Origin of the sequence: Bacillus cereus group sp. MYBK30-2, assembly GCF_051915945.1 — a bacterium.
Lineage (GTDB): Bacteria > Bacillota > Bacilli > Bacillales > Bacillaceae_G > Bacillus_A > Bacillus_A paramycoides.
This window is the reverse complement of sequence record NZ_JBQAFR010000006.1, coordinates 53,255-77,611: the sequence shown is the minus strand read 5'-3', so window position 1 is coordinate 77,611 and position 24,357 is coordinate 53,255. Positions and strand designations below refer to the sequence as shown.

Here is a 24,357-nt window from a genome sequence, read left to right as displayed (position 1 = left end):
GATTAATTTAGGAGAGAAGATATGAAAGAAAAAGAGCGTGTAATTATAGAATCGGCTATGAAGTTATTTGCTACTAAGGGTGTAAATGCGACATCAGTGCAGGAAATTGTGACAGCTTGTGGTATATCTAAGGGAGCTTTTTACTTATATTTTAAATCGAAAGATGAGTTGTTATTAGCAACCCTTCGGTATTATTATGACAAGATTCAAAATAAAATGATGGATATTGATAAAGAATCATTGTTACCACGTGAAAAATTTGCAAAACAATTGCATTGTCAGTTTAATGATATACAGAAACATAAGGAATTTATTATTATGCATGCGAGAGAAAATGCTATTCCGTTTAATAAAGAAGTGGAAGAATTTATGATGCGGATGAAATTAGAATCTCATGCATTTTATCGGAATAGTCTATTGTCCATTTATGGTGAAAAAATTCTACCATATTTATTAGATTTAGTAATTATGGTAGAAGGGATGTGCCGTGGATATTTAGAATTAATTATTTTACAAGCGCCAGAAATTGACTTATCGTATGTCTCAGTTTTTATTTTAAAAAGGGTAGATAATTTAGTAGATGGCCTGGTAGAATCTTCGGAAGAACCTATTTTACATGAAGAAAGGTTTGGAGAATTTCTTTGTAAATCAGAGCTCATTAAGGAACAGGTTAAAGAGCATTTTTTAAAAGAAATTATTGTATTTAAACGTACATTAGCTGATCAATTAGAAGATGATGAGCTACTGGTTACATTAGATGTTTTAGAAGCGGAAATGAGGTTACCAAACCCAAGGATTCCAGTCATTCAAGGGATGTTATCTAATTTAGAGGCATATCCAAATTTAAAAGAATTTCGCTTACGACTTATGGGGTATTACAATATAAAAAGGTAACAATGATAGTTTTCATTGTTACCTTTTTTATTATGCGTTCACTTTTTCTTTTTTCAGTGTAGTCTCTTCTTGATCAATGTTGATTGTTTCTTTTACGATATAAATTGGACGGTTTTTACTTTCGTCATAAATACGAGCAATATACTGACCGACGATTCCAAGACCAAGTAACTGAATGCCGCTAAAGAATGTAATAGCGACCATAATGGATGCCCAACCTGTTTGAGTACCAGTTCCGATGATTTTCACAGTGATTGTATACAGCAAGACAATTATGGAAATGAGAACTGATAATAAGCCTAAAGACATAACGATTCGTAATGGTTTTGTCGAAAATGCAATGATTCCGTCGGATGCAAATTTGATCATTTTCTTTAATGGGTATTTTGTTTCGCCAGCAAAGCGCTCATCGCGTTCATATTCAACATACGTTTGACGGAATCCAACCCAAGACATCATGCCTCGGATAAAACGATTACGCTCAGTCATTTTATTAAATACGTCGGCTACTTTACGGTCGATAATTCGGAAATCACCTGTATCTTTTGGAATATCGATATCAGACATGTAGTTTAAGAATTTATAGAAATATTTAGCTGTTAAAAGTTTAAACCAAGTTTCACCTTTGCGTTGCTTTCTTTTTGCGTAAACAACTTCATATCCTTCTTCCCATTTTGCAATAAGTTCAGGAATAACTTCAGGTGGATCTTGTAAGTCTGCATCTATAATGACGATAGCGTCACCTTTTGCACAATCGATACCAGCTGTAACGGCCGTTTGATGTCCAAAGTTACGTGAGAAGTTAACGATTTTAGTACGGTGGTCATTTACTGCAATCTCAGACAGAATTTCCATTGTACGGTCTGTGCTACCGTCGTTTACAAAGACAAACTCATAATTAATATTATTTTGAAGCATAACGGACTTTAAACGATTATAGCATTCTTGTGCTACTTCTTCTTCGAAGTACATAGGAACTACAACCGAAATTAATTTTTCCATGCTTAATCCTCCTATAGTGTGAATAATTTTGTTTATAGGCTTGTTTCAGTTTGATTAAAAGTCCATACTTTATTTAGGAAAAAGTTTATCATCATACCAATACCGATTGCGAAAATCTGTGCAATAAATTCATTGATTGAAAATTTATCTACTAATATAAACAAACTCAACGTATTAAAAGCAAGTACTAGTAAATTTACGGTTAAAAATTTGATAAATATTGATGAATTTTTCCCGCTAGATTGAAATACCCAATTTTTATTCCAATAATAGCTATTAGCAACACCAATTAAATAGGATAGTATATTAGCAACTAGGTAATTTATCCCTAGTTTTACCAAAATAAAATAGCTAACGATTGTAATGAGTGTATTAAAGATTCCTACTAAACCAAACTTTAAGAGTTTTTCCATAATAATATCCTCATCTTTATAATAATATATAAATAAAACAAGAAATGCAGAAGGATTATTCATACATAACAAATGAAGATTATACCATATTTTCAACTTTTAAGCAAATTTAATCATATAAAAATTGCCCTCAAACTTTAGCTTGTGCGTAAAATTTGGGGCAACTATAAATTCATTGAAAGGGAGCTTTTTATTTTTATGAGACCTTCTTTTTCGATATTAGACTATAACATATATATATTCCATAGCTTTGAATTATTGTAAAGCTAGGAATAATGAAGTATCGGTACCTTGTTTGGATTTCGATTAAGAAATGAATAGCTATGTAACCGATTATTAATAATAAAAATAGTGTGTAATGTGTTTTGTCTTGTTTAGTCATGATGAGATAAAGGAGTGATAATGTACCAAATAGCATAGCTGCAGTATACATGTACTTTTCATATTTTGTAAGGTCATCTTTTAACGACACCATATCCTTATCTGTCTTTTCTAGTGTTACTAGGCTCCATAATGGAGCAGAGTCATAATCAGCCCACATAATTACAAATTTATCGCCAAATAAAGATAAAACCTCCTGTGGATCAGATAGTCGCTCTTTAATTAGCTTTTTGTGAGCAGCTGTTCGCTCTTCACCAAGTTCCAGGGACATGACAGATTCTGCATCTGCACTAGAATATCCGCCTTTTGTCTCATGATTAAATCCTAACGTGAATTTCCAGAGTGGATCACGATTAGATAGAGGATATTTTGTGATTCCAGAATATATAAATGAATAACTTACAATTTGATGCATAAGATAAAATACAATGAGAATGCCAGCGAGCTTTTTTATAGCAATTAAAATTTCTTGTTTCGATTTTCCTAATATACCTTGTAAAAAGATATAAATAGTTATTGCAATTAAAATTATAGCGCCAAGTGGACGCATGATGTCTCCTAAAGATAGGAAAGTCCCGATAAAAATCCACATATATTTATGGCTTAGGCCTTTTGTAATTAATAAATAGAAACCTAGATAAAATAGAAATACAGCGATGTGTTGATTTGTTAGTACGGAACTCAATGCAATACTTGGAATATATACTGCATATAGTAACCCAGCTATTCGTCCAGACCACTCATTAAATATATGAGAAGTTATTTTGTAAATTAGGAATGTTGTTCCTGTACAATATAGTATATTTAAAAACTTTAGGAAAAACGTTCCTTCACCAAATAATTTAATAATAAAAGCTTGGTACATTGTAAATCCAAGTTGGTAAACCCATGAAGTATAATATGTATTTTGTGTGAAGCTAAAATCTCCTTTAGCGGCTTGAACGGCGCTATTGTACATCATTTCAAAGTCTGTTTCTACAGGGGTTTGAATATTAAGAACCCAGATTAATCGAATAGAAAAAGCCAAAATGAGTAGTGAAATAGAAAATGTAACTTTTGACATATATTTATTAGAGATATAGCCAAAAAGCAAAAATATACTACCTATTAAAAGAAGAGTAGGTAGTAGAACAAGAAGACGCGTGTCATCATGTTCGTGAATCACTGATACTGAATGCCATGTGATAGCGCCAGAAATAATTAAACATAGTACTAATAAAAATTTAACGAAAAATGTATTAAGTTTTAGAGGAAGTGTACTTTGCATTATACTTAAAAACTCCTTATCAAAATTTATAACTAGTTTAAATTAAACGCCCTTTATAAACTACATTGCAGTATAAAGGGCGGAATTTAGGTAATTAAGAGTTTTGCTGTGCCCAATTTTCCACGTTCCAAACTTTTGTAATCCAATCTTCATAGAAGTCTGGTTCGTGACATACAAGGAGAATTGTTCCTTTATATGCTTTCATGGCCTTTTTAAGTTCTTCTTTTGCCGTAACATCAAGGTGATTTGTAGGCTCATCAAATAAAAGCCAGTTACTTTCCTCACCCATTAGCTTACATAAACGTACTTTTGCTTGTTCGCCACCACTTAATTGATTTAGTGGGCGAGAGATATGTTCATTTTTCAGGCCACATTTTGCTAACATTGCACGAATTTGATGTTGGTCCATGCTAGGGAATGTGTTCCAAACATCATCAATTGGTGTTATATTATCAGCTTTTACTTCTTGTTCGAAGTATGCAGGTTCTAAGAAGTCACCAAGACTCGTTTTACCACTTAAAGGTTTAATTTTTCCTAAAATCGTTTTTAATAATGTTGATTTACCAACACCATTACATCCAACGATAGCAATTTTTTCACCGCGTTCAATTGTCATTGTTAGTTTTGGTAATAATGGGTGTGTATATCCGATTTCTACATCTTCGCCTTCAAAAACGAAACGGCTACTTGCACGACATTCTTTAAATGAGAATTCTGGCTTAATTGCTGTTTCAGGACGATCAATAAGCTCCATGCGATCAAGCTGTTTTTGACGACTCTTTGCACGACCTGTAGTTGAATAACGAGCCTTGTTCTTCGCAATGAAATCTTCTTGCTTTTTAATAAACTCGCGTTGCTTTTCATAAGCGTTTATATGTTGGTTTTTATTGATTTCTGCTAGTTCTAGGAATTTTTCGTATGTCGCTGTATAGCGCGTCATTTTCGTAAATTCTAGATGGAAAATAACATCAACACATTTATTCATAAATTCTGTATCATGGGAAATTAATAAGAATGCATGCGGGTATTCTTTTAAATAATTCGTTAACCAATGAATGTGTTCAACGTCTAAATAGTTGGTAGGCTCATCGAGTAATAACACTTCTGGTTGCTCAAGTAAAAGTTTTGCAAGCAATACTTTTGTACGTTGTCCACCACTTAGTGCTGAAACATCACGATCTAAACCAATCGCATCAATTCCAAGACCTCGTGCTGCTTCTTCGATTTTCATATCTAGTAAATAGAAACCGCCTGCTTCGAGTGCATCTTGTATTTCTGCCATCTGCTCAAGAAGGTCCTCTAATTCTTCTGGTGTAGCAGTTCCCATTTTTTCTGTAACTTCATTTAACGCCTGTTCTTTTTTAAATAAAGGTAAAAATGCATCAGCTAATACGTCACGAATTGTACGACCAGGTGTTAAAACTGTATGCTGATCTAAGTAACCGTAATGTGTGCCTGGTGTCCACTCTACACGACCTTGGTCGTGAATAAGCTGTCCAGTAATAATATTCATAAATGTTGATTTACCAACACCATTTGCACCGACTAATCCAACGTGTTCACCTGCTAGTAATCGCATAGATACATCTTTAAATAATGTACGATCACCAAATGTATGTCCTAGTTTTTCGACTGTTAATAAGCTCATAGTATCCTCCGTCCAACTTGAAATAGTACCTTGAATCATGATACTAAATTCTTTCATATAATGCTATCATTTCAAAATGTATATTTTTTCAAGAATTATGTTGCATTAATTTTTTGAAAATATATAATATAATTGAACGGTGGTTAATTAAAGGTGTGAGGTATGGAATATGTCACCAAGGAAAGCGGTTAAGCAAGAACTAACGAGAGAAATGATTATAAATGTAGCAAGGGAATTATTTATAGCACAAGGATATCAACATACTTCAATGCGCAAAATTGCAACGGAACTTGGATATAGCCATGGTTCGATCTATTATCATTTTAAAAATAAAGCAGAGCTATTTTATGCAATGGTGGAACAAGATTTTCGGTTATTAAATAAAAATTTAGATGAAATTTGTAATCAAAAATTACCGAGAGAAGAACAATTAAGAGCAGTTTTATTCGGTTTTATTGAATTCGGCCTAAGAAATCAGAGTCATTATGAAATCATGTTTTTAATTAAAGACGATGAGTTAAAAGAGTGCTTGGCGGATAGTCCAAATGTTAGTTATGAAAAGTTTGCAAGCGTCATCTTTTCTTTATGTGATTCAACAATAAATGCAATGATAATATGGTCTGTCTTTTTATCATTACATGGGTTTGTAGCGCATTATTGCGGAAGTGGTCAAACGTTTGAAGAACTACAAGGTTTGGCTAAGGTGCATGTAGAGTTTATTTCAAAATCGCTTCTTATGTAAGTGATTTTCTTTTTAACATTAATTGAACAGTGGTTAATTAATTTTGGGGGGAGTTATAATGAAAAAAGCTTTAGTACTAGGGGCATCTGGGTCAATGGGATATGCCATCGTAAAAGAGTTATGCAAACGAGGAATTCATGTAGTGGCTTTTGCAAGGAATAAAGAGAAGTTAGATTTATTATTTTCTAATGAGATAAATGTGGAAGCTGTAGCGGGAGATGTATTTATACAAGAGGATATAATGAATGCCGCTAAAGGTGTTGATATTATATTTCATGCTGTTAATATTCCGTATTCGGAGTGGGAGAAACAGCAATCAAAGCTATTGACAAACGTATTAGAGGTAGCAAAATATTATGGTATCAAGTTAGGGATAGTTGATAATATTTATGCGTATGGGAAACAAGGACGAGAGCTTGTAAAAGAAAATGCTGAAAAGAGACCGCATACAAAGAAAGGAAAAATTCGTTTGCAGCTTGAAGAGATGGCAAAACAAGCTAATGTAAAAATGTTTATTGCCCATTTCCCAGATTTTTATGGCCCAAATGCAGAAAGTACGCTTGTCCATCATACTTTAAAGGGCGTACTTGCAAATAAACTGTCTAGCTTTGTTGGAGATAAAAAGATTGCACGCGAATATATTTTCACACCAGATGGTGCAAAAGCAATGGTTGAATTGGCATTACGTGATGAGGCATACGGACAAAACTGGAATATACCAGGTTATGGTGTTATTACAGGAGAAGAGATGATTCAACATATACGGGAATTAACGGGATATACAAAACCAGTAATGACAGTAAAAAAAGGTATGATAAATTTCATTGGACTATTTGATAGGCAGATGAAGGAATTTGTGGAAATGCTATATTTGACAGAAAGCCCAGTTGTATTAAGCGGAGAGAAATACGAGAAACATATTGGGGTTGTGCCTAGAACTTCTTATTATGAAGGATTAAAGAAAACTATTGTGCACATGAAAGAAAATTGTATATAAGTAAAAAAGGAAAGTTTCTATTCACAATTTGGAAGAGAAACTTGTCCTTTTTACTGTTTATCTACCTAGCTTTTTATTTAAAAACCCTAAAATCAATCCACGTATTTGTGGATCAATGGCAAGGCCGATAATGCCGTACAATATACCAGTAAGTATTAAAGCTACTAGTGGTGGTAAGTTAATTAACACTGTGTGATATAGAGCGTAACTGATTATAAATGCTAGTGTATTGAATATTATTCCTTTGAATAGTAATGTAAAGCCTTTACGAACGAATAAAGTAAATCCGATTAATAGTGTAATCTCGGTAAGGATAGCAGCTACAGCAGCTCCCATCATTCCAAAATGGCTACCTAATATGATGTAACTTATGATAGCGACAGCTAATCCAATCCCCATCGTTGTTGCGCGTTTCCACTGTTGACCAATTGTCGTTAAATTATCAGCAAGTGGATAGTTGATAGATTGTAAAATGACCATAAAGGCTAAAATTGCAAGAGCATCACCAGCTGGTGCATATTCTTCGCCTAATAAAGTAACAATCCAAAAGCTTGGATCGGCGATAAATGGAATCGAGATTCCCATTCCTAAGAAAGACATAAGTTTTAATTCGAACTGAGATAGTTTTCTATGTTCATCAATATTCTTTTCATTTCCAAAAGCAAATAATTTTGGATAAAAGGCTGCTGCAATTACGCCGGGTATTTGATAAAGTACAGCAGGTATTTTGGAAGCAGCTCCAAAGAATCCAACTTGCTCATATGTTGAAACTTTTTGTAATATAATGGGACCTAACTGTGGCAAAAGCATAATGATAATGCCATTGATTGTGAAAATAAGTAATTGATCTAAAATGCCTTTATCCCAGCCCTTATGAATTGTTGTATAGCGGATTGTCATTATAAAGGCAATGACTCCTGTTACAAGGCTAGATATTCCGTACATGGCAGCGACCATCATAAGGGACCATTTAAATGACATCCCTAGCAGGAGAGCAGCTGCGGCTGTTACCCCTTGTAGCACAGAAATAATCGCTGTAAATTGCATACGTTCTGTTACTTGGAAATAAGCCATCCCAACACCTTGTAAAGTTGCTCCAAACATGGTTGGTAGTACGACCCAATATACCATTGCACGTAAGTAAGCATCAGTATAGAAGAACTGAGCAAAAATAGCGAAGAGCACGGAAATTACGATAGCTAATACTAAACGAATACGTAAATAACTACTAATTAGTACGCTAATGTTAGCGTTGTTTTTCGTTCCTTCACGCATAAACGTATGTGTCAAACCTGCATCTGTAAAATAACAAATAACAGCGGAAACTGCTAATGCAGTTGTAAACATCCCATACTCCTTTGGTGAAACATATCTTGCAAAGAGAATGGTGGCAATAGCAAGTACAAATCGAACAGTAATATTTCCTACAAAGAGGTAGGAGGCGTTTTTAAGGATTTTATTTGTTTTCATGGAAAAAGACCTTTCTATTCTTTAGGACGTACTTCGTCCTATTTGTAAATTTGCTTTGTTTACTGAAAGAATGTTTAGAAGCTTATTTTTTATTTAAGAAAATATAAACTTGATTCGTACAAACCAAAGCATTGCGTATAACTTCTTGCTTCGTTTTCCATTTTTTGAATAAATTTTGCGGCAATATTTATTTATATCGCTTTTGATTAGTTGAACTTGTGATTTATCTAATTTAGAGCTGCCTTTAATATATATACAAGCATTATTAATGACTGTATATGGGAATAGATAAGTTTCAAGGATTTCAATAATTTCTGTAGAATCATTCACAATTAAATCTTTTGACTTAGTATGAACCCAATCCTTCATTCGATTAAACACTTCTAATTCTTTTGTTGTTTTTAATTCATAATCTTTATACTTTGAAGAAAGATTTCCTTCTGATAAGATTCGATAATATGTTAAATATTCATCTACATAGCATACATTTGTAACGCTCATTAATTTAAATAGAAATTCTAAGTCTTCTCCCCAGCTACACCCTGGTGTGAAACGAATGTTATGATCCATTACGATAGATCTTTTGAAAATCCAAGTACTTGTTTGAGCAACAACTTGATGCGTTAAGAAAGCCTTTGTCATATCACCTTTAATAAAGTTTGTTGTGTGCTCAACTTTTTCTCCAGTCTCTTCGTAAAAGTTCATATAGCCACAATAACAAGCGTTCATGTTGTTTTTATGCATGCTCTCGATTTGTTTTTCTATTTTTGTTGGGTGCCATAAATCATCACTATCAAGAAAAGCAACATATTCTCCGCTAGCATTTTCAATTCCTGTATTACGAGCAACTGAAACGCCTTGATTTTCTTGTGGGACGTATTTTATTCGTCCTGGGTACTTTTGTACAAGATTTTTTACGATGGAAGGTGATTGATCTTTGCTTCCATCATCTACAATTACAATCTCAATGTTTTTATATGTTTGATCTAGTATTGATTGCATCGTTTCTTCAATATACTTTTCCGTGTTATACAGAGGTATGACAACGGAAACGAGTTGTTTTTGTTCCATCATAGAGTTTTTATCTCCTCAAATTTTTTATGTTTTGTATCATATATACAAGCCTTTTGAAAGGAAGAAGATTACAAGAACATCTGTATAAGTTTAACGCATATAAACTTTGTAAATCAACTTTCTATTGTGGTACCTCGATAATTCAAAAGAAATAATGTGAAATGATAAAAGCTCCTTAATTTTTCAAACGAAATTAAGGAGCTTTAATATATTAGTATTTAGTTAGGAAGTTATTCTTTATCTGTTATCTTTAACTTTTGTTTTAATAATGCATAATCTTGCGTTAATGTTACAAGTTGATGATGTAATTTGGAGATTTTTCTCGTCAGGTCAAAAATTAAGATAAAACAGAATAGTAGTCCAAATAAGAATAAAATGGACGGAGGATATTCTACTTTTAATAGTTTTCCAATCCAATTTATAATTTTATCCGTAGAACTTAAAATAGCCATTGCAATACAAACGAAAATCCATAAAATAGCATATTTTGTTTCTAAAGTCCCACGACGAATGGAATTAATAATTAAGAAGAATAGCAATAAAATAAAGATGAATGAAAAGGTAATTATATGCATTCATTATCAACCTTTCACGATTTTTTGCATCAATATAGCAAGGCTTACCTTAACCATGTAATATGCAGATTTAAGGGGCGTGATGGAAGATTGTCCACCTTGTCGCTCTTGCATATTTACAGATATTTCATTAATGCGAAGTTTTTTCTTTTTTAAATGAATAAGGACTTCTGGTTCTGGATAATCTTTTGGATAATTGTGTGCAAAAATCTTAATTACTTCTCGATTGATAGCACGATACCCGGAAGTTGGATCCATAAATGTTTGTTTTGTTAGTAATTTCAATAGAGCAGTAAAGTAAAAAATACCGATTCTTCGGGAAATACTACCTTTATATGCTGTTTTTTCTGTAAAACGTGAACCTAGCACCATATCGCATTGATTCTCGGCAATAGGCTGTATAATTTTGTATAAATCATCAGGATTATGTTGTCCATCAGCATCGAACTGAATCGCAATATCATATCCGTTCTCATAAGCGTATTTATATCCAGTTTGTACAGCTGAGCCAATACCTAGATTGTATGGTAAATTAACAAGATGAACAGGGAAATCTTTTACGATTTGAGCTGTTTTATCTTTTGATCCATCATTAATAACGCAAATGCTTAATTCTGTAAAATGCTGTTTTAGTTCTAATAATCTTGTTAATGTATCTGCAATTGCTTCTTCCTCATTATACGCTGGAATAATAATTAACGTTTTTGGTATTGAAATTGGTACCTCAATAGACATTACCGCACCATCCCTTATATACTTAATCATATTATGGTTATTTTTAAACGAACATTATTTAATATACCATTAATAGTATAACAAAATAAAGGAAAAGCTGATGGGTGATTTTAGGAAACAGGCATCAAATAAAAGCGGTAAGGAGTAACACTTTATTATAAAAAAAATACATGCAAGGAAGAAAAAACCTGTGCATGTATAAGATAAAAGTCTAATGTTACATATTCCAAGGCTTACTTAAAGTTAATACTTCAGCCATTTCTTTACTTTTTAAGCGTCCTTTTTTTCGGTTTTCTGCGCGTTCTGAACCAGTTGTGTGTAACCAATGTTCTTCCTCTGTTTCGGGAAGTACTTGTGGTACGGATGAAGGTTTTCCATCTTTTAATGCGACAAATGTAATGAAGCAAGTCGCAGCAATTCTACGTTCGCCTGCTAATAAATTCTCTGCAATTACTTTTACGAAAACTTCCATTGAAGATTTTCCTGTATAACATACGAAAGCCTCATAACAAACAGAATCTGCTTGGTGAATTGGAGTTAAAAAATCAACGGAATCGATAGATGCTGTTACGCAATGTTTACGGCTATGTCTCGCAGCTGCAATTGAAGCGATACTATCAATTTCTGCTAATAATTTTCCTCCGAAAAGTGTTTGATGATTATTTAAATCATTAGGAAAAACACGTGTTGTTTTAATTGCTTTTGATTCTCGCATGAATTTCTTTTCCATATATTCAGCCCCTATTTTCTCTTTTCAATCAGAGTGACATGTGTAAGTGGAGTACTCAATTATTAAAAAATACTAGACATTTAATGAAGTAAAGTGTTCCAAAAGAGGATTATCCCGCAAAAGCCCGATTGGTGTGGGCTAATAATTAGTGGGGATGAATAAAACCCTTACTGATTAAAGTTGCACTTTATTAAAACTTCTGTATTTGTATTCATGTAACTGAAAGAAAATTTATCGTATATAAAATGTAGTGTAAAAGAGGATTCGCTTACATTGCAAGTGAAAAAGTGATGACTATGTATTTGTCATAGAAATTCCCTATCAGCCGTGTGCCTATTCATGATAGAATCGTTTTGTTATGAATGGAAATAGAGGTGCAATGGATATATGAATCATATACAAACAAATTTTTCGTCTTTCTTCAGTAAAATAATGATTGGTGCGATGCTCGCGTTTTATGTTTATAGTTGTTGGTCGGCTTTCGAAACGAGTAAGCAATTTTTTGGCGGAAGTACAACAAGTGTAACAATCGTATTGGCAGTTTTTATTATCCTCATTTTGTTAGTAGCATCGATCTTGCAATATCGTTTTACGGATAAACAATTCCTTGTTTTTCTTATAAGCGTATCTATAGTTGTGAGACTTAGCGTGGTTCTGTTTGCAGATGTTCCAATGATAGGTGATATGAAAGCTATGTATGAGTCTGCGAAGCAGCTTGCAATTGGTAATAACATAGGGGATGTAATTCAGTTACCTTTTATTATTTATGAATCAATCATTATTCGTATATTTGGTGATACGGTATTCGCCTTACAATTATTTAATATTGTATTTTGCACCGGAACTGCATTTTTCATTTATCGTATTGCATCAATGGTGTTTCGGGAAGAGTGCGGTCGTATTGCTTCTGTGTTTTACGCTTTATATATTCCAAATATATTTATGAGTTCTTTATTAACGGCGGAATCGCTCGCAATATTTTTATTTTATTGTGCTTGTTACATACTTTTATATAAAGGATTAGATCATCCTTATATGTGGGGGATTTCAGCTATTGTATTTGCACTTAGTAATATGATTTTCCCGCTGGGTTTATTTTTACCTGTTTTTATAGCTGTATATGTGCTGTTAATTGAATTATTTCAATCAGCAACGAAGCAAAAATTGCTATTAAAAATGATAGGAATACTTATTCTATTTTATAGTACTCATTTTGGCGTGAGCTATGGGATCAAGGCGATGGGAATGTCACAGTATACGATTTCTAATGAGGCGTATGTTCAATCTGTTTTAATTGGAAAAAGTGAAAATGGAGAAAAAACGTCTGGAAATCAAAGTGTAAAAGAGCACATTGATCAAAAGTTAAAAGAGATTGAAGTAGAAAGATTTAAGCTTTTAAAGCCGGTAATCAACCAGTTTTCAGATGAGGGAATAAACTCGATTCTTTTTAAATGTGAAAAACTTATATATATAGCGGTAACAGTATTTATGGCTATAGCTTTATTACATTTTCTTATTAAAAAACAACAAAATGAAGGATATATGTTGTTTTTATTATTAATTGGCGGATACGTATCATTAAGGCTCTTTCAAGTAGATATGGCATATTATAATATTATTATGCCAGCTTTGTTTATTTTACAAAGCTTTGGTGTTTATATGAGTTATTTTTATTGCCAAAAGGTCTTTTTCAGAAAATAAAAGAATCCAGTTCGGATTCTTTTTTTTATAGATAGATTATTAGTCGCCTTATCGGTTTAGTTCTAGCTGTAAACTATCAGCTGTTATGGCTATTTTTGAGGAATCGTCTTGAATATTCTTCATTACCTGTGAAATAGTTTCTAACTCATTTTCAATTTTTTTATTTTGTTCTTTGGAGTTAGACATATCTTTTACGATTTCTTGGAAATATTGATCTGTCGCATGCATACTATCTGTCCCTTCAGATACGAGAGAGCTAATTTGTTCTACGGAAGAAGAGACGTGTATAATCTGTTCATTGGTTTTTTCAACGAGTTTTGTAACGTTGGAAATGGATTCTTTCGTTTGCTCTGATAACTTTCGAATTTCCCCTGCCACAACTGAAAAACCTTTACCAAATTCGCCAGCGCGTGCAGATTCAATAGCGGCATTTAATGCGAGTAAATTTGTTTGCTCAGCGATTGATTTCACAATATCAATGATTTCGTTAATTTTGTTAGAAATATCAAGAAGTTCATGAGTATCTGTAATAATAGTTTCCATATTCGTTTGAATGCTTTCCATTCGTTTGTTTTGCAGATTTAATTGTTCCTTTCCTTTGTTGGCCTTTTCTTCTGATGTCGTAGCTAATGATGTACCTGTTTTTGCAATGCCCACGATATTTTCTGATTTAGATGTTAATTTTTGAATAGAAGAGCTTGTTTTTTCAGATACAGCTGCTAATTCTGTTGCAATATGTGTAATCGTCATAGCAGTCAGTTCTTTTTCTTTTTCATGCTCTTTTTGAATTCTTTCGTATTCAGATTCATAGGCTGCAATAACAAGTTCTTGTTCTAATGTGAATAATTTATTTATTACATTTATAGAATAAGAAAAATCTTCTATTGTCGAAAATTTTGTTTGTAAAATCTTCATGACAGAGCGAAATAATTCTTGATAGGCGGCAGTATACCATTTTCTATGTAAACCAATTTGTACATGCCTTTTTGCAATTCTAATACGTTGTTCAATAAAATCTTCATGCATATTTCCACTGAATAATTCTTTAATGTGTGTCTTTAAAGTTTGTTTTAATTTTGGAATAGAGCTGTAACGTTCAATAATAGTAATTAAATTAGGTTGTTTTGTGATATTGGTATAGAATTTTTCTGTGATCCAATCTATTTCCTCATAAATAAAAGGCTGTAGTACTTTTACAATTTGTAAATCTTCCTTTGAAATATGCAGCATATCCATTTGAGTTTTCAGTTCAGAATTAACGGGCACGTTAAATAGTATTTGTTGGCCTTTACTTAATTCAATTATACTGGCGCTTGTTTTATTGTTATTTTTTTTAAAAACTCCAAGCATCATTCTTCCCCCTGTTTATAAAACGTTTTCATTTTTTGGTTCGTATATAATTATATATACATATATAAAATTACCCTATAGTATGTAGAATTGTATATAAATTAAGAGAATTCTTTATAGAATTCTCTTAATGACCTTTATTAATCTTTGCATGTGTTTTAAAGAAAACTGGGAAATGTACATTATATATTACGGTGACGACACGAATAACAAATGTTATTAATAAACAAACATAGAAAGCTAACACGTGTGCCCCCAGTGCATGTGTGATTAGGAAGCTAACTGCTCCTAAAATAGAAGCAATTGCGTATATTTCTTTTCGGAATACATAAGGGATATCTTGAGCGCAAATGTCACGTAAAATACCGCCTCCAATACCTGTAATGACTCCCATTGAAACGACTAAAAACGAGGCGTCAACGTGATGTGACATTGCTGCATTTGCACCAATAGCTGTAAAAACACCTAAACCAACAGCATCAGAAAGCATAATAACGACTTGAAGTTTATTAATACGCTCAAAAAACATACATGTGAATAATGCTGATAGTACACTTACGAAAAAGTAAATGGGTTTTACAAATGCGACGGGAGGCAGGTTACCAATCATAATATCACGAATAATACCGCCGCCGAGCGCAGTAGCTACAGCTAAACAAAGGACACCAAATAAATCTAAATCTTTTTTCAAACCAACTAATGTACCAGAAATGGCAGCGGCGATAATGCCAAGAAACGTAAATATATCGATTAATAACATGGCCTTAATCCCTTTCTCTTAAAGATGTTCCAGAGAAAAAATATACACTAAAGTTTTGGAAATAACAATTACTTTTCGTTACATGTAGAAAAACGGATGAAATACATAAAGAAAGCGTTTGAAAATGTTTGGAAAGTAAATTAAAAAAGTGCTGAGAGATTAATTTTGTAGTTTTTTGCTGTGGCTTAGTTGGAGGGGGGGACAATAGAAAAAGAGCAGTTTTATATTTATATAAAATGATAAAAAAATATTTCTATATTGTCAAAAATAAGTAAATGGGTGTTAGATAGTTTTTATAGGGATAGGGAAGGATAGCTAAAGGACAATATTCTCCACTACTAATAATGCTGGATTTGACTAGTTTCGGCATAAAAAATAGTTCTCAATTTAAATATGAGTTATGTTATAATTGCTAGGTGTTTTTTAAACGATAGAAAACTATGATTAAAAGATAATGTAAAGATTTTGTATGGAGGTCTTGGAATGTTAGCAAATCAAGCTAGGGTTAGATTTGAGCATTTTTTGCTCTTTTTTATTATTTTACAGCCTGTTTTAGATTTATTAACGTCTCTTAGCATCATTTTATTAAAGTCAAATGCCACTGTTGGAATTTTAGTAAGATTTCTTATTATGGCTGTTGGTGGTATTTACATTTTAATTCAGGCGAAAGAGAAGGAAAATAGGAAGTTTTTAATTTACCTTATATTATTAGCAGTAGTATTAGGAATAGGATTTATTAATAATACACTAGTTAAGAATCCTATTGTACTGGGTGAAGAAGTTAAGTTTGTTGCGAAGGCATTATATATATATATTATGCTAGGGTCATACATTTTAGCTTTAAAATCATTGAAAAAGACAGTAAATATTAGTGATAAAGTCAGAAATAGCATTGTATATTCTACATTAATCATTAACGCTGTTATGGTTATTTCTATTTCAACATCTACAGACTTTGGTAGTTATGAATGGATGAAAGTTGGTTCCCGAGGGTGGTTCTATGCAGGTAATGAACTAGGATCAATCTTAGCTATCATTTTCCCTATTGTGGTACTATATTCTATTCAAAAAACAAAGAGCGTGAAACATGTTTTATATTGGATTCCATCGCTTTTAATGATTTACTCTTTAATTCAAGTTGGTACAAAAGTAGGAATGGGCTCAATTGGTGCTACGTTAGCAGCAGCAATTGGAATTATCGTACTACAATTACTATTCGATAGAAAAAATCCAAACAAGAAGTCTCTTGTACTTAATGCATTCATTGCTGTCGTCCTATTAGCTGGTGTTGCCGGAACGTTTAAAATGACACCATTAGCACAAAATATGGGCATTCATACTAACTATTTATCAGAACAAAATGTAGCACAGCAAGGTCAAAAAGAAAAAGAAATTAAAGAGAAAATTAAAAAAGAAGAAAAACAACATAAAGTTGAAAAGCCAGAAGAAAAGGCAAAGATAGAAGCAGAAGTTAAGAAAGAGCTAGAGAAAGAGCAAAAGAAAGAAAATCAAGAAAATCTTATTTTCAGCGGACGTCAAGTATATGAAGAGAGACATAATCAGTTCTTTAAAGAAGCGCCAATGTCACAAAAGCTATTAGGAATGGGTTATGCAGGTAACTTTAAGTATAATGAACAAAAGCAACCAGATCCGAAGTTAATTGAAATGGACTTCCATGATTGGTTTTATGATTTCGGAATTATTGGCTTTGCATTACTAATGATTCCATTTATTTATTACGGCTTAAGAATCCTACTAGCATTTATTACAAGATTTAAGGAAATATTTAATATAAAATATGGAATGATTTCAGTAAGCTTAGTATTAGCACTAGGCATTGCATATATTGCAGGACATATTTTGACAGCACCAGGAGTTGGTATTTACTTTGTAGTGGTGTTAGCTTATCTAATTGTCGATCTAGAAATTGAATGATAAAAATAAAAGCTAACTTTTGTTAGCTTTTATTTTTTAGTACAGTAAGATAAAGATAGATGGAAATGCAGCGAGGATTTAAAGGAGGAAAAAATATGAGGATATTGCATATGAATGCAGGAGCAGAAGATGGGGGAGGCAAAACACATATTATTTCACTTCTCGATCAGTTTCCAACCGGTGAAGTAGAATTAGCAGTATTTGAAGATGGAATTGTTGCGAAAGAAGCAAGAGAGCTAGGGATAAAAGTTCATGTGTTTTCACAAAAATCTCGCTATGATTTATCTATTTTAAAGAACATAAGTGACTTCATTAATAAAGAAAAATTTGATGTAGTTCATACACACGGTCCTAGGGCGAATTTTTATGTTTCACTAATGAAAAAGAAAATCGAGGCAAAATGGGTAACGACAATTCATAGTGATCCCTTTCAAGACTTTACTAAACAAGGCTTAAAGGGTTGGATTTTTACTAAATTAAACTTAAAGGCTTTAAAAAATATAGATTTATTTTTTGTTGTAACGAATAGATTGAAAAAAAGCTTAGCGGCATTAGGCATTTCAAATGAAAAGATGCATGTTATTTATAACGGGATTGAATATGATAAGGAAAAAGCACAAGGTTATAATAAACAGGAAATGTTTAATATTGATGAAGATGTGTTTACCGCAATTCAAGTGGCACGCTTGCATCCTGTTAAAGGACATGAAGTTTTATTCGATGCATTGAAGCAGACGAAATTGACGAAAATTAAAGTATTATTAGTTGGTGATGGTCCGTTAGAAAATGAGCTGAAGGCACTAGCTACTGAAAAAGGGATTAATGATAAAGTTGAGTTTTTAGGACATCGTCAAGATGTAAAACAATTATTTGCATCATCACATATAAATTTATTAACATCGCATAGTGAAGGGTTCCCATTAGTCCTATTAGAAGCGGCAAATCAACGTGTTCCATCTATCGTGACGAGAGCGGGAGAAATCGAACCGCTAATTGTAAATGAAACATATGGATGGATTGTACCAACTGGTAATGGTAAAGCATTAGCAGAGGCACTAGAGGAAGCTTATGACAAGTGGAAAACAGGAGAACTAGCTGTGATGGGAAAACATATTTACGAACACGCTACAATGAACTTCTCACTACACAAATTATATGAAGATACGAAAGAAACGTATAAGCAATTAATAGCGAAAAACCTTTAATAATAGAGAGGATAGTTAATTATGGCAGTACAAACAGTTGATATTCTAGGTGTTCCTTTCTCTACAATGACAATGGATGAAACGATCCAATATTTAAAGAAACAACTAGAATTAGAGCAAGCTCATACTTTTCAGGTGGTAACAGCAAATCCTGAAATTGTTATGTGCGCAAAAAAGGACGAAAAGTTCCATAAAACATTATTAAATACAGACTTAATTACACCTGATGGTATTGGGGTTGTAAAAGCAAGTGGTATGCTTGGCACACCATTAAAAGAGCGTGTAGCTGGATTTGATTTAATGAGCAATTTATTTGCAAAGTTATCAGAAGATAAGAAATCAGTATCTGTTTTCTTATTAGGTGCAAAACCACATGTTGTACAAGCTGCAGCTGATCATTTAACGAAGACATATTCGGCTGTATCTATTGTGGGTATACAAGATGGATATTTTAAACAAGAAGAAGAAGAGAATATTGTTTCACGTATTCAAGAGGCAAAACCAGACCTATTACTTGTTGCGCTTGGCTTCCCAAGACAAGAAAACTTTATCCAAAACAATAAGCATCGTTTAGAAACGAAAATGGCTGTTGGAGTAGGCGGTAGTTTAGATGTATGGGCAGGAGAGGTAAAACGTGCCCCAAAATGGATTCAAGCTATTCATTTAGAGTGGTTTTATAGATTATGTAGCAATCCAACACGTTGGCGCCGTCAGTTAGTATTAGCGGAATTTTTAAAAGAAGTAATGCGTTCAAAAAAGTAGCGGAACATCGCTACTTTTTTTATTTGTTCATTTTTGATAAACATTTTATTTTTTGGGAATGATGAAGGAGAATTTTTTACGCGAAAGTATTTTACTTATACAATTCACACATGTAAAATGATGTGTAAAGACAGCTGTGTAAGGAGGACCTCTTGTGGGTAAGGTAAAAGAAATTTCAAAGCGAAAGCTACTTGGTATAGCGGGGCTTGGTTGGCTATTTGACGCAATGGATGTTGGAATGCTTTCGTTTGTAATTGTGGCATTACAAAAAGATTGGGGATTAAGTACTCAAGAGATGGGTTGGATAGGGAGTATTAACTCAATTGGTATGGCTGTAGGGGCGCTCGTTTTTGGGATACTATCAGATAAAATAGGACGAAAATCAGTCTTTATTATTACATTATTACTATTTTCTATCGGTAGTGGTTTAACAGCTTTAACGACGACACTCGCGATGTTTCTTGTTTTACGATTTTTAATTGGTATGGGACTTGGCGGAGAACTTCCAGTTGCATCTACTCTTGTATCGGAGAGTGTTGAAGCGCACGAACGTGGAAAAATAGTTGTACTATTAGAAAGTTTCTGGGCTGGTGGCTGGTTAATCGCAGCTCTTATCTCGTATTTTGTTATTCCTAAATATGGTTGGAAAGTTGCGATGGTATTAAGTGCAGTTCCAGCGTTATATGCTTTATATTTAAGATGGAATTTACCCGATTCCCCGCGATTTGAAAAGGTTGAAAAAAGGCCATCTGTTATTGAAAATATAAAATCGGTTTGGTCTGGAGAATATCGTAAGGCAACAATTATGTTATGGATCCTATGGTTTTGTGTTGTCTTTTCCTATTATGGCATGTTCCTTTGGTTACCTAGTGTAATGGTATTGAAAGGCTTTAGTTTAATAAAAAGTTTTCAGTACGTACTCATTATGACTTTAGCCCAACTTCCAGGATATTTTACAGCTGCATGGTTTATTGAACGCCTTGGTCGTAAATTTGTATTGGTTACGTATTTAATTGGTACAGCATGTAGTGCGTATGTGTTTGGGATCGCGGATTCATTAACAGCATTAATAGTAGCTGGTATGTTACTATCCTTCTTTAATTTAGGTGCGTGGGGTGCCTTATATGCTTATACACCTGAACAGTATCCAACGGTTATTCGCGGTACAGGTGCAGGAATGGCAGCAGCATTCGGGCGTATTGGTGGTATTCTTGGCCCATTATTAGTAGGTTATTTAGTTGCTTCACAAGCTTCGCTCTCGCTAATATTTACGATTTTTTGTGGATCAATTTTAATTGGAGCACTTGCTGTAGTTATACTTGGTCAAGAAACGAAACAGAGGGAATTAGCATAAAAGAAAAGGGAAACCAAGGTGGTTTCCTTTTTTCTGTTTTTTTAGATAAATAATGGTATAGTAAGAAAAAGGGATTGTTTCTTACTAAAGCGAATGTATACAACAGGACATATGGACAAAGGAATTAGGTGGTTGGATAAATGAAAATTTTACTTATCATGGAAGAGACAGAAGAGCGAAGAAAATTAGTTGAGAACTTTACTGAGAATATTCGAAATGTAGAATGTTTTGAAGCGAAAACTGGAACAGAATCTTTGCTAATAATGAAAAAACATACACCTGATTTTGTTTTTTTGAATTCGCAATTAATAGATGGTACTGGTTTTGAATACTCGAGTTTATTACGAGAAGTAAATTGTTATACGAAATTTATTTTTATTGGTGAGGATATAGAAGAGGCAATTACAGCTTTTCGTTTTCAAGCGTTTTATTATTTATTACGACCATTTCGTGAAGAAGATTTACAATTCATTTTATATAAAATGGGGAAAGAACAAGTTGAGAAGGCAAAGAGTCATTTGCGTAAACTGCCGATAGAAGGCCATGAGGGGATTAGATATATTTTCCCAGAAGATATTGTATATGTAAGTAAAAATAAGGAAAATAAAACAGTTTCAATTTATACAACGAATAATCAGTATATTTCAACGTATACACTTCAGGAATTAGAAAATAAACTAAATGCATATGATTTTTTACGTGTACATAAAAGCTATTTAATTAACATGTCATATGTACAAGAGCTTAAACCTTATTATAATGGCACGTATAATTTGTATTTAGACAGGTATGATGAGCAACCGATTCCAGTAAGCCGCAATTATGTAAAACGACTTCGAAATAAAATTGAGCTATGACAAGTAATGAGAGAATTTCAACATAATAACCTAAGAATCCTTCATGATAGGGAGGATTTAAGTTAAATATTCAGAAAATTTAGTACAATCTCCTCTAAGAAGTAGTAATGGGGGGATTGTATGTGAAAACATTGAAATCAATTTTACTTTGGGGAGTTATTGCAGCACTAGGAGCATCTGCTTTTGGTGTAATAGCTTTATCGCAAGGTGAGACAATTAATGCTGTATGGCTATTAGTTGCTGCTGTATCAGTATATGCGATTGCTTATCGCTTTTATAGTAGATTTATAGCAAGGAAAGTTTTTGGCCTAGATAATAATAGGCAAACACCTGCTCATACGTTAAATGATGGGAAGGATTATGTTCCGACAAATAAATGGGTTTTATTCGGACATCACTTTGCAGCGATTGCTGGGGCAGGTCCTTTAGTGGGACCAATTTTGGCGGCGCAGATGGGATATTTACCTGGGACAATTTGGATTATTGTTGGGGTAGTTATCGCTGGAGCTGTACAAGATTTTGTAATTTTATTTGCTTCAATGAGACGTAATGGTAAATCATTAGGGGAAATGATTAAAGATGAGATTGGTCCTGTTACAGGGTTAATTGCAATGATTGGTATTTTAGGTATTATGATAATTTTATTAGCAGTATTAGCTTTAGTAGTTGTGAAGGCACTTGTTGGAAGCCCATGGGGAATGTTTACAATCGCAGCAACGATTCCAATTGCTATTTTAATGGGAGTTTACATGCGTTACATTAGACCAGGGCGAGTAGGGGAAGGATCAGTAATTGGTATTGTTCTACTAGTCCTATCTCTTATTGGAGGGCAGTATGTAGCGGAAAATCCAACGCTTGCAAGTATGTTTACTTTTAGTGGGGAAACAATTGCTATTATGCTTATTGTATATGGATTCATTGCATCGGCATTACCAGTTTGGATGCTCCTTGCACCACGTGATTATTTAAGTACATTTTTAAAAGTAGGAACGATTGTTGGATTAGCAATTGGTATTTTAATTGTAGCTCCAGATTTGAAGATGCCGGCAGTATCTCAATTTATTGATGGAACAGGCCCTGTTTTCTCTGGGAATTTATTTCCGTTTTTATTTATTACAATAGCTTGCGGTGCTGTCTCCGGATTCCATGCTCTCGTTTCATCAGGTACGACGCCGAAAATGATTGAGCAAGAAGGTCATGCACAACCAATTGGTTATGGGGCAATGTTAATGGAATCATTTGTAGCAGCGATGGCTATGATTGCAGCTTGTGTATTAACACCAGGAACTTATTTTGCAATCAATAGTCCAGCAGCACTAATCGGAACAGATGTATCACAAGCGGCTCAAGTTATTTCTTCCTGGGGATTTGCTATTACACCGAATGAATTAAAAGAACTTGCTGTTAACGTCGGAGAACAGACTATTTTATCACGTACAGGTGGCGCACCAACATTAGCAATTGGTATGGCACATATATTTTCACAAGTAATAGGTGGAACGGCGATGATGGCGTTTTGGTATCATTTTGCTATTCTTTTTGAAGCACTATTTATTTTAACAACGATTGATGCTGGAACACGTGTAGGTCGATTTATGATTCAAGATATTTTAGGCCATGTATATAAGCCGTTTGCGAAAACAGATTCTACATTAGCGAATGTGGTTGCTACAACGCTATGCGTACTAGGCTGGGGGTACTTCTTATACCAAGGGGTAGTCGATCCTCTCGGTGGAATTAATACGCTATGGCCACTTTTCGGTATTGCAAATCAAATGTTAGCGGGGATTGCATTATTACTTGGAACGACAATTTTATTCAAAATGGGGAAAAAGGCATACGTTTGGGTAACGCTTATTCCGACTGTAGGATTACTGATTGTAACGATGACAGCTGGTTATCAAAAGTTATTTCATGAAAATCCTAAAATAGGGTTCCTATCCCATGCGAAAGTGTTCCAAAGAGCATTAGATGATGGGAAGGTATTAGCTCCAGCTAAAAACGTTGCACAAATGAAACAAATTATTTTTAATGACTATATTGATGCAACGCTTTGTGGGATTTTTATGATAGTTGTAATTGCTGTATTAATTTCTGCACTTCGAATTTGGATTCAAGTATTAAGAAATAAGTCAATGCCGTTAAAAGAGGCACCATATATTCCAAGAGATGAAAGTGAGTCGAGGAACTATGCTTAAAAGATTACGGAAGGTATGGGGAAAGAGAAAACAATTTATTAGTTTACTTGTCGGAGTTCCAAGTTATGAAACATATGTAAATCATATGAAAGTACATCATCCAGAAGAGGAAATTCTATGTCAAAAACAATTTTTTGCTGAGGCACAAGAAGCTAGATTTAATGCAAAAGGCGGAAAAATATCACGATGTTGTTAATGGAAGGGGGCGAAATTTCGTCCCTTTTTTTATTTTGTTGTTCCACGTGGAACAACAAAATAAAAAACTTTGGGAATTATAGGGATTTCGTAATACAATAAAATATAGAAG

The 24,357-nt window shown here is 33.4% G+C and carries 22 protein-coding genes and 1 pseudogene; 11 read left to right on the top strand and 12 right to left on the bottom strand.

Translation table 11 applies throughout. The features are described from left to right. The first annotated feature begins 21 nt into the window (after positions 1 to 21). Positions 22 to 894, top strand: a complete 873-nt coding sequence (locus ACTFQM_RS23625) for a TetR/AcrR family transcriptional regulator (RefSeq protein WP_440036496.1) — start codon at positions 22 to 24, stop codon at positions 892 to 894. A gap of 30 nt (positions 895 to 924) precedes the next feature. Here the strand turns inward: ACTFQM_RS23625 and ACTFQM_RS23620 are convergent, their stop codons facing one another. The 4 genes from ACTFQM_RS23620 to ACTFQM_RS23605 all read right to left on the bottom strand — a co-directional run bounded on the left by ACTFQM_RS23620 (position 925) and on the right by ACTFQM_RS23605 (position 5,662). Then, a complete protein-coding gene (locus ACTFQM_RS23620) occupies positions 925 to 1,896 on the bottom strand; it encodes a glycosyltransferase family 2 protein (protein ID WP_440036495.1) in 972 nt (323 codons plus the stop codon). A 32-nt stretch (positions 1,897 to 1,928) separates the two neighbouring features. Next, positions 1,929 to 2,309: a GtrA family protein gene (locus ACTFQM_RS23615; RefSeq protein ID WP_440036493.1), complete on the bottom strand. Its 381-nt coding sequence runs from the start codon at positions 2,307 to 2,309 to the stop codon at positions 1,929 to 1,931. A 196-nt stretch (positions 2,310 to 2,505) separates the two neighbouring features. After that, positions 2,506 to 3,957, bottom strand: coding sequence for a glycosyltransferase family 39 protein (locus tag ACTFQM_RS23610; protein WP_440036491.1), 1,452 nt, complete (start codon positions 3,955 to 3,957; stop codon positions 2,506 to 2,508). A 94-nt stretch (positions 3,958 to 4,051) separates the two neighbouring features. After that, on the bottom strand, positions 4,052 to 5,662 hold the full coding sequence (locus ACTFQM_RS23605) for an ABC-F family ATP-binding cassette domain-containing protein (protein ID WP_440036489.1): 1,611 nt from the start codon (positions 5,660 to 5,662) through the stop codon (positions 4,052 to 4,054). 112 nt (positions 5,663 to 5,774) lie between these two features. Here ACTFQM_RS23605 and ACTFQM_RS23600 point away from each other — a divergent pair, with 112 nt between their 5' ends. Continuing rightward, positions 5,775 to 6,347, top strand: coding sequence for a TetR/AcrR family transcriptional regulator (locus tag ACTFQM_RS23600; protein WP_440036487.1), 573 nt, complete (start codon positions 5,775 to 5,777; stop codon positions 6,345 to 6,347). A gap of 58 nt (positions 6,348 to 6,405) precedes the next feature. After that, positions 6,406 to 7,344 (top strand): SDR family NAD(P)-dependent oxidoreductase, encoded by a 939-nt coding sequence (locus ACTFQM_RS23595; RefSeq protein ID WP_440036485.1) that lies wholly within the window; start codon positions 6,406 to 6,408, stop codon positions 7,342 to 7,344. A gap of 57 nt (positions 7,345 to 7,401) precedes the next feature. On the opposite strand, the gene ACTFQM_RS23590 is transcribed toward ACTFQM_RS23595, so the two are convergent. The 5 genes from ACTFQM_RS23590 to ACTFQM_RS23570 form a co-directional block, all read right to left on the bottom strand. After that, the gene (locus tag ACTFQM_RS23590; RefSeq protein WP_440036483.1) at positions 7,402 to 8,814 is read right to left on the bottom strand and encodes an oligosaccharide flippase family protein; all 1,413 of its coding nucleotides are present in this window, start codon (positions 8,812 to 8,814) and stop codon (positions 7,402 to 7,404) included. Positions 8,815 to 8,907: 93 nt separating this feature from the next. Further along, entirely contained in the window at positions 8,908 to 9,888 is a 981-nt protein-coding gene (locus ACTFQM_RS23585) for a glycosyltransferase family 2 protein (RefSeq protein ID WP_440036482.1), read from the bottom strand. Between the two features lie 230 nt (positions 9,889 to 10,118). Continuing rightward, on the bottom strand, positions 10,119 to 10,463 hold the full coding sequence (locus tag ACTFQM_RS23580; protein WP_002174456.1) for a DUF2304 domain-containing protein: 345 nt from the start codon (positions 10,461 to 10,463) through the stop codon (positions 10,119 to 10,121). Between the two features lie 6 nt (positions 10,464 to 10,469). Continuing rightward, positions 10,470 to 11,198: a glycosyltransferase family 2 protein gene (locus tag ACTFQM_RS23575; RefSeq protein WP_440036480.1), complete on the bottom strand. Its 729-nt coding sequence runs from the start codon at positions 11,196 to 11,198 to the stop codon at positions 10,470 to 10,472. 217 nt (positions 11,199 to 11,415) lie between these two features. Beyond that, positions 11,416 to 11,928: an acyl-CoA thioesterase gene (locus ACTFQM_RS23570; RefSeq protein ID WP_000412134.1), complete on the bottom strand. Its 513-nt coding sequence runs from the start codon at positions 11,926 to 11,928 to the stop codon at positions 11,416 to 11,418. A 387-nt stretch (positions 11,929 to 12,315) separates the two neighbouring features. Here ACTFQM_RS23570 and ACTFQM_RS23565 point away from each other — a divergent pair, with 387 nt between their 5' ends. After that, the gene (locus ACTFQM_RS23565) at positions 12,316 to 13,629 is read left to right on the top strand and encodes a glycosyltransferase family 39 protein (RefSeq protein ID WP_440036479.1); all 1,314 of its coding nucleotides are present in this window, start codon (positions 12,316 to 12,318) and stop codon (positions 13,627 to 13,629) included. A gap of 48 nt (positions 13,630 to 13,677) precedes the next feature. Here ACTFQM_RS23565 and ACTFQM_RS23560 read toward each other — a convergent pair whose 3' ends face one another. The 3 genes and pseudogenes from ACTFQM_RS23560 to ACTFQM_RS23550 form a co-directional block, all read right to left on the bottom strand. Continuing rightward, on the bottom strand, positions 13,678 to 14,484 hold the full coding sequence (locus ACTFQM_RS23560) for a methyl-accepting chemotaxis protein (RefSeq protein WP_440036548.1): 807 nt from the start codon (positions 14,482 to 14,484) through the stop codon (positions 13,678 to 13,680). Next, positions 14,482 to 14,859 (bottom strand): annotated as a pseudogene (locus ACTFQM_RS23555) (protoglobin family protein); the annotation flags it as partial. The pseudogene ACTFQM_RS23555 and the gene ACTFQM_RS23560, both read right to left, overlap by 3 nt. Positions 14,860 to 15,106: 247 nt before the next feature. Further along, positions 15,107 to 15,739, bottom strand: a complete 633-nt coding sequence (locus ACTFQM_RS23550) for a trimeric intracellular cation channel family protein (RefSeq protein WP_002174452.1) — start codon at positions 15,737 to 15,739, stop codon at positions 15,107 to 15,109. 483 nt (positions 15,740 to 16,222) lie between these two features. Here ACTFQM_RS23550 and ACTFQM_RS23545 point away from each other — a divergent pair, with 483 nt between their 5' ends. The 7 genes from ACTFQM_RS23545 (at position 16,223) to ACTFQM_RS23515 (ending at position 24,246) form a co-directional block, all read left to right on the top strand. Beyond that, positions 16,223 to 17,674: an O-antigen ligase family protein gene (locus ACTFQM_RS23545; RefSeq protein WP_328050781.1), complete on the top strand. Its 1,452-nt coding sequence runs from the start codon at positions 16,223 to 16,225 to the stop codon at positions 17,672 to 17,674. Between the two features lie 95 nt (positions 17,675 to 17,769). After that, positions 17,770 to 18,879, top strand: coding sequence for a glycosyltransferase family 4 protein (locus ACTFQM_RS23540; protein ID WP_440036478.1), 1,110 nt, complete (start codon positions 17,770 to 17,772; stop codon positions 18,877 to 18,879). Between the two features lie 21 nt (positions 18,880 to 18,900). Next, the gene (locus ACTFQM_RS23535) at positions 18,901 to 19,641 is read left to right on the top strand and encodes a WecB/TagA/CpsF family glycosyltransferase (protein ID WP_002174449.1); all 741 of its coding nucleotides are present in this window, start codon (positions 18,901 to 18,903) and stop codon (positions 19,639 to 19,641) included. A 154-nt stretch (positions 19,642 to 19,795) separates the two neighbouring features. Next, positions 19,796 to 20,995 carry an MFS transporter gene (locus ACTFQM_RS23530; RefSeq protein WP_440036477.1) on the top strand — a complete coding sequence of 400 codons (1,200 nt, stop codon included), beginning with the start codon at positions 19,796 to 19,798 and terminating at the stop codon, positions 20,993 to 20,995. A 140-nt stretch (positions 20,996 to 21,135) separates the two neighbouring features. Beyond that, positions 21,136 to 21,852 carry a LytR/AlgR family response regulator transcription factor gene (locus ACTFQM_RS23525; protein WP_002174447.1) on the top strand — a complete coding sequence of 239 codons (717 nt, stop codon included), beginning with the start codon at positions 21,136 to 21,138 and terminating at the stop codon, positions 21,850 to 21,852. A gap of 122 nt (positions 21,853 to 21,974) precedes the next feature. Beyond that, entirely contained in the window at positions 21,975 to 24,050 is a 2,076-nt protein-coding gene (gene cstA, locus ACTFQM_RS23520; protein WP_440036476.1) for a carbon starvation protein CstA, read from the top strand. Then, positions 24,043 to 24,246, top strand: coding sequence for a YbdD/YjiX family protein (locus tag ACTFQM_RS23515; protein ID WP_002174445.1), 204 nt, complete (start codon positions 24,043 to 24,045; stop codon positions 24,244 to 24,246). Before cstA ends, ACTFQM_RS23515 begins: the two co-directional genes overlap by 8 nt. Positions 24,247 to 24,357: the final 111 nt, after the last annotated feature.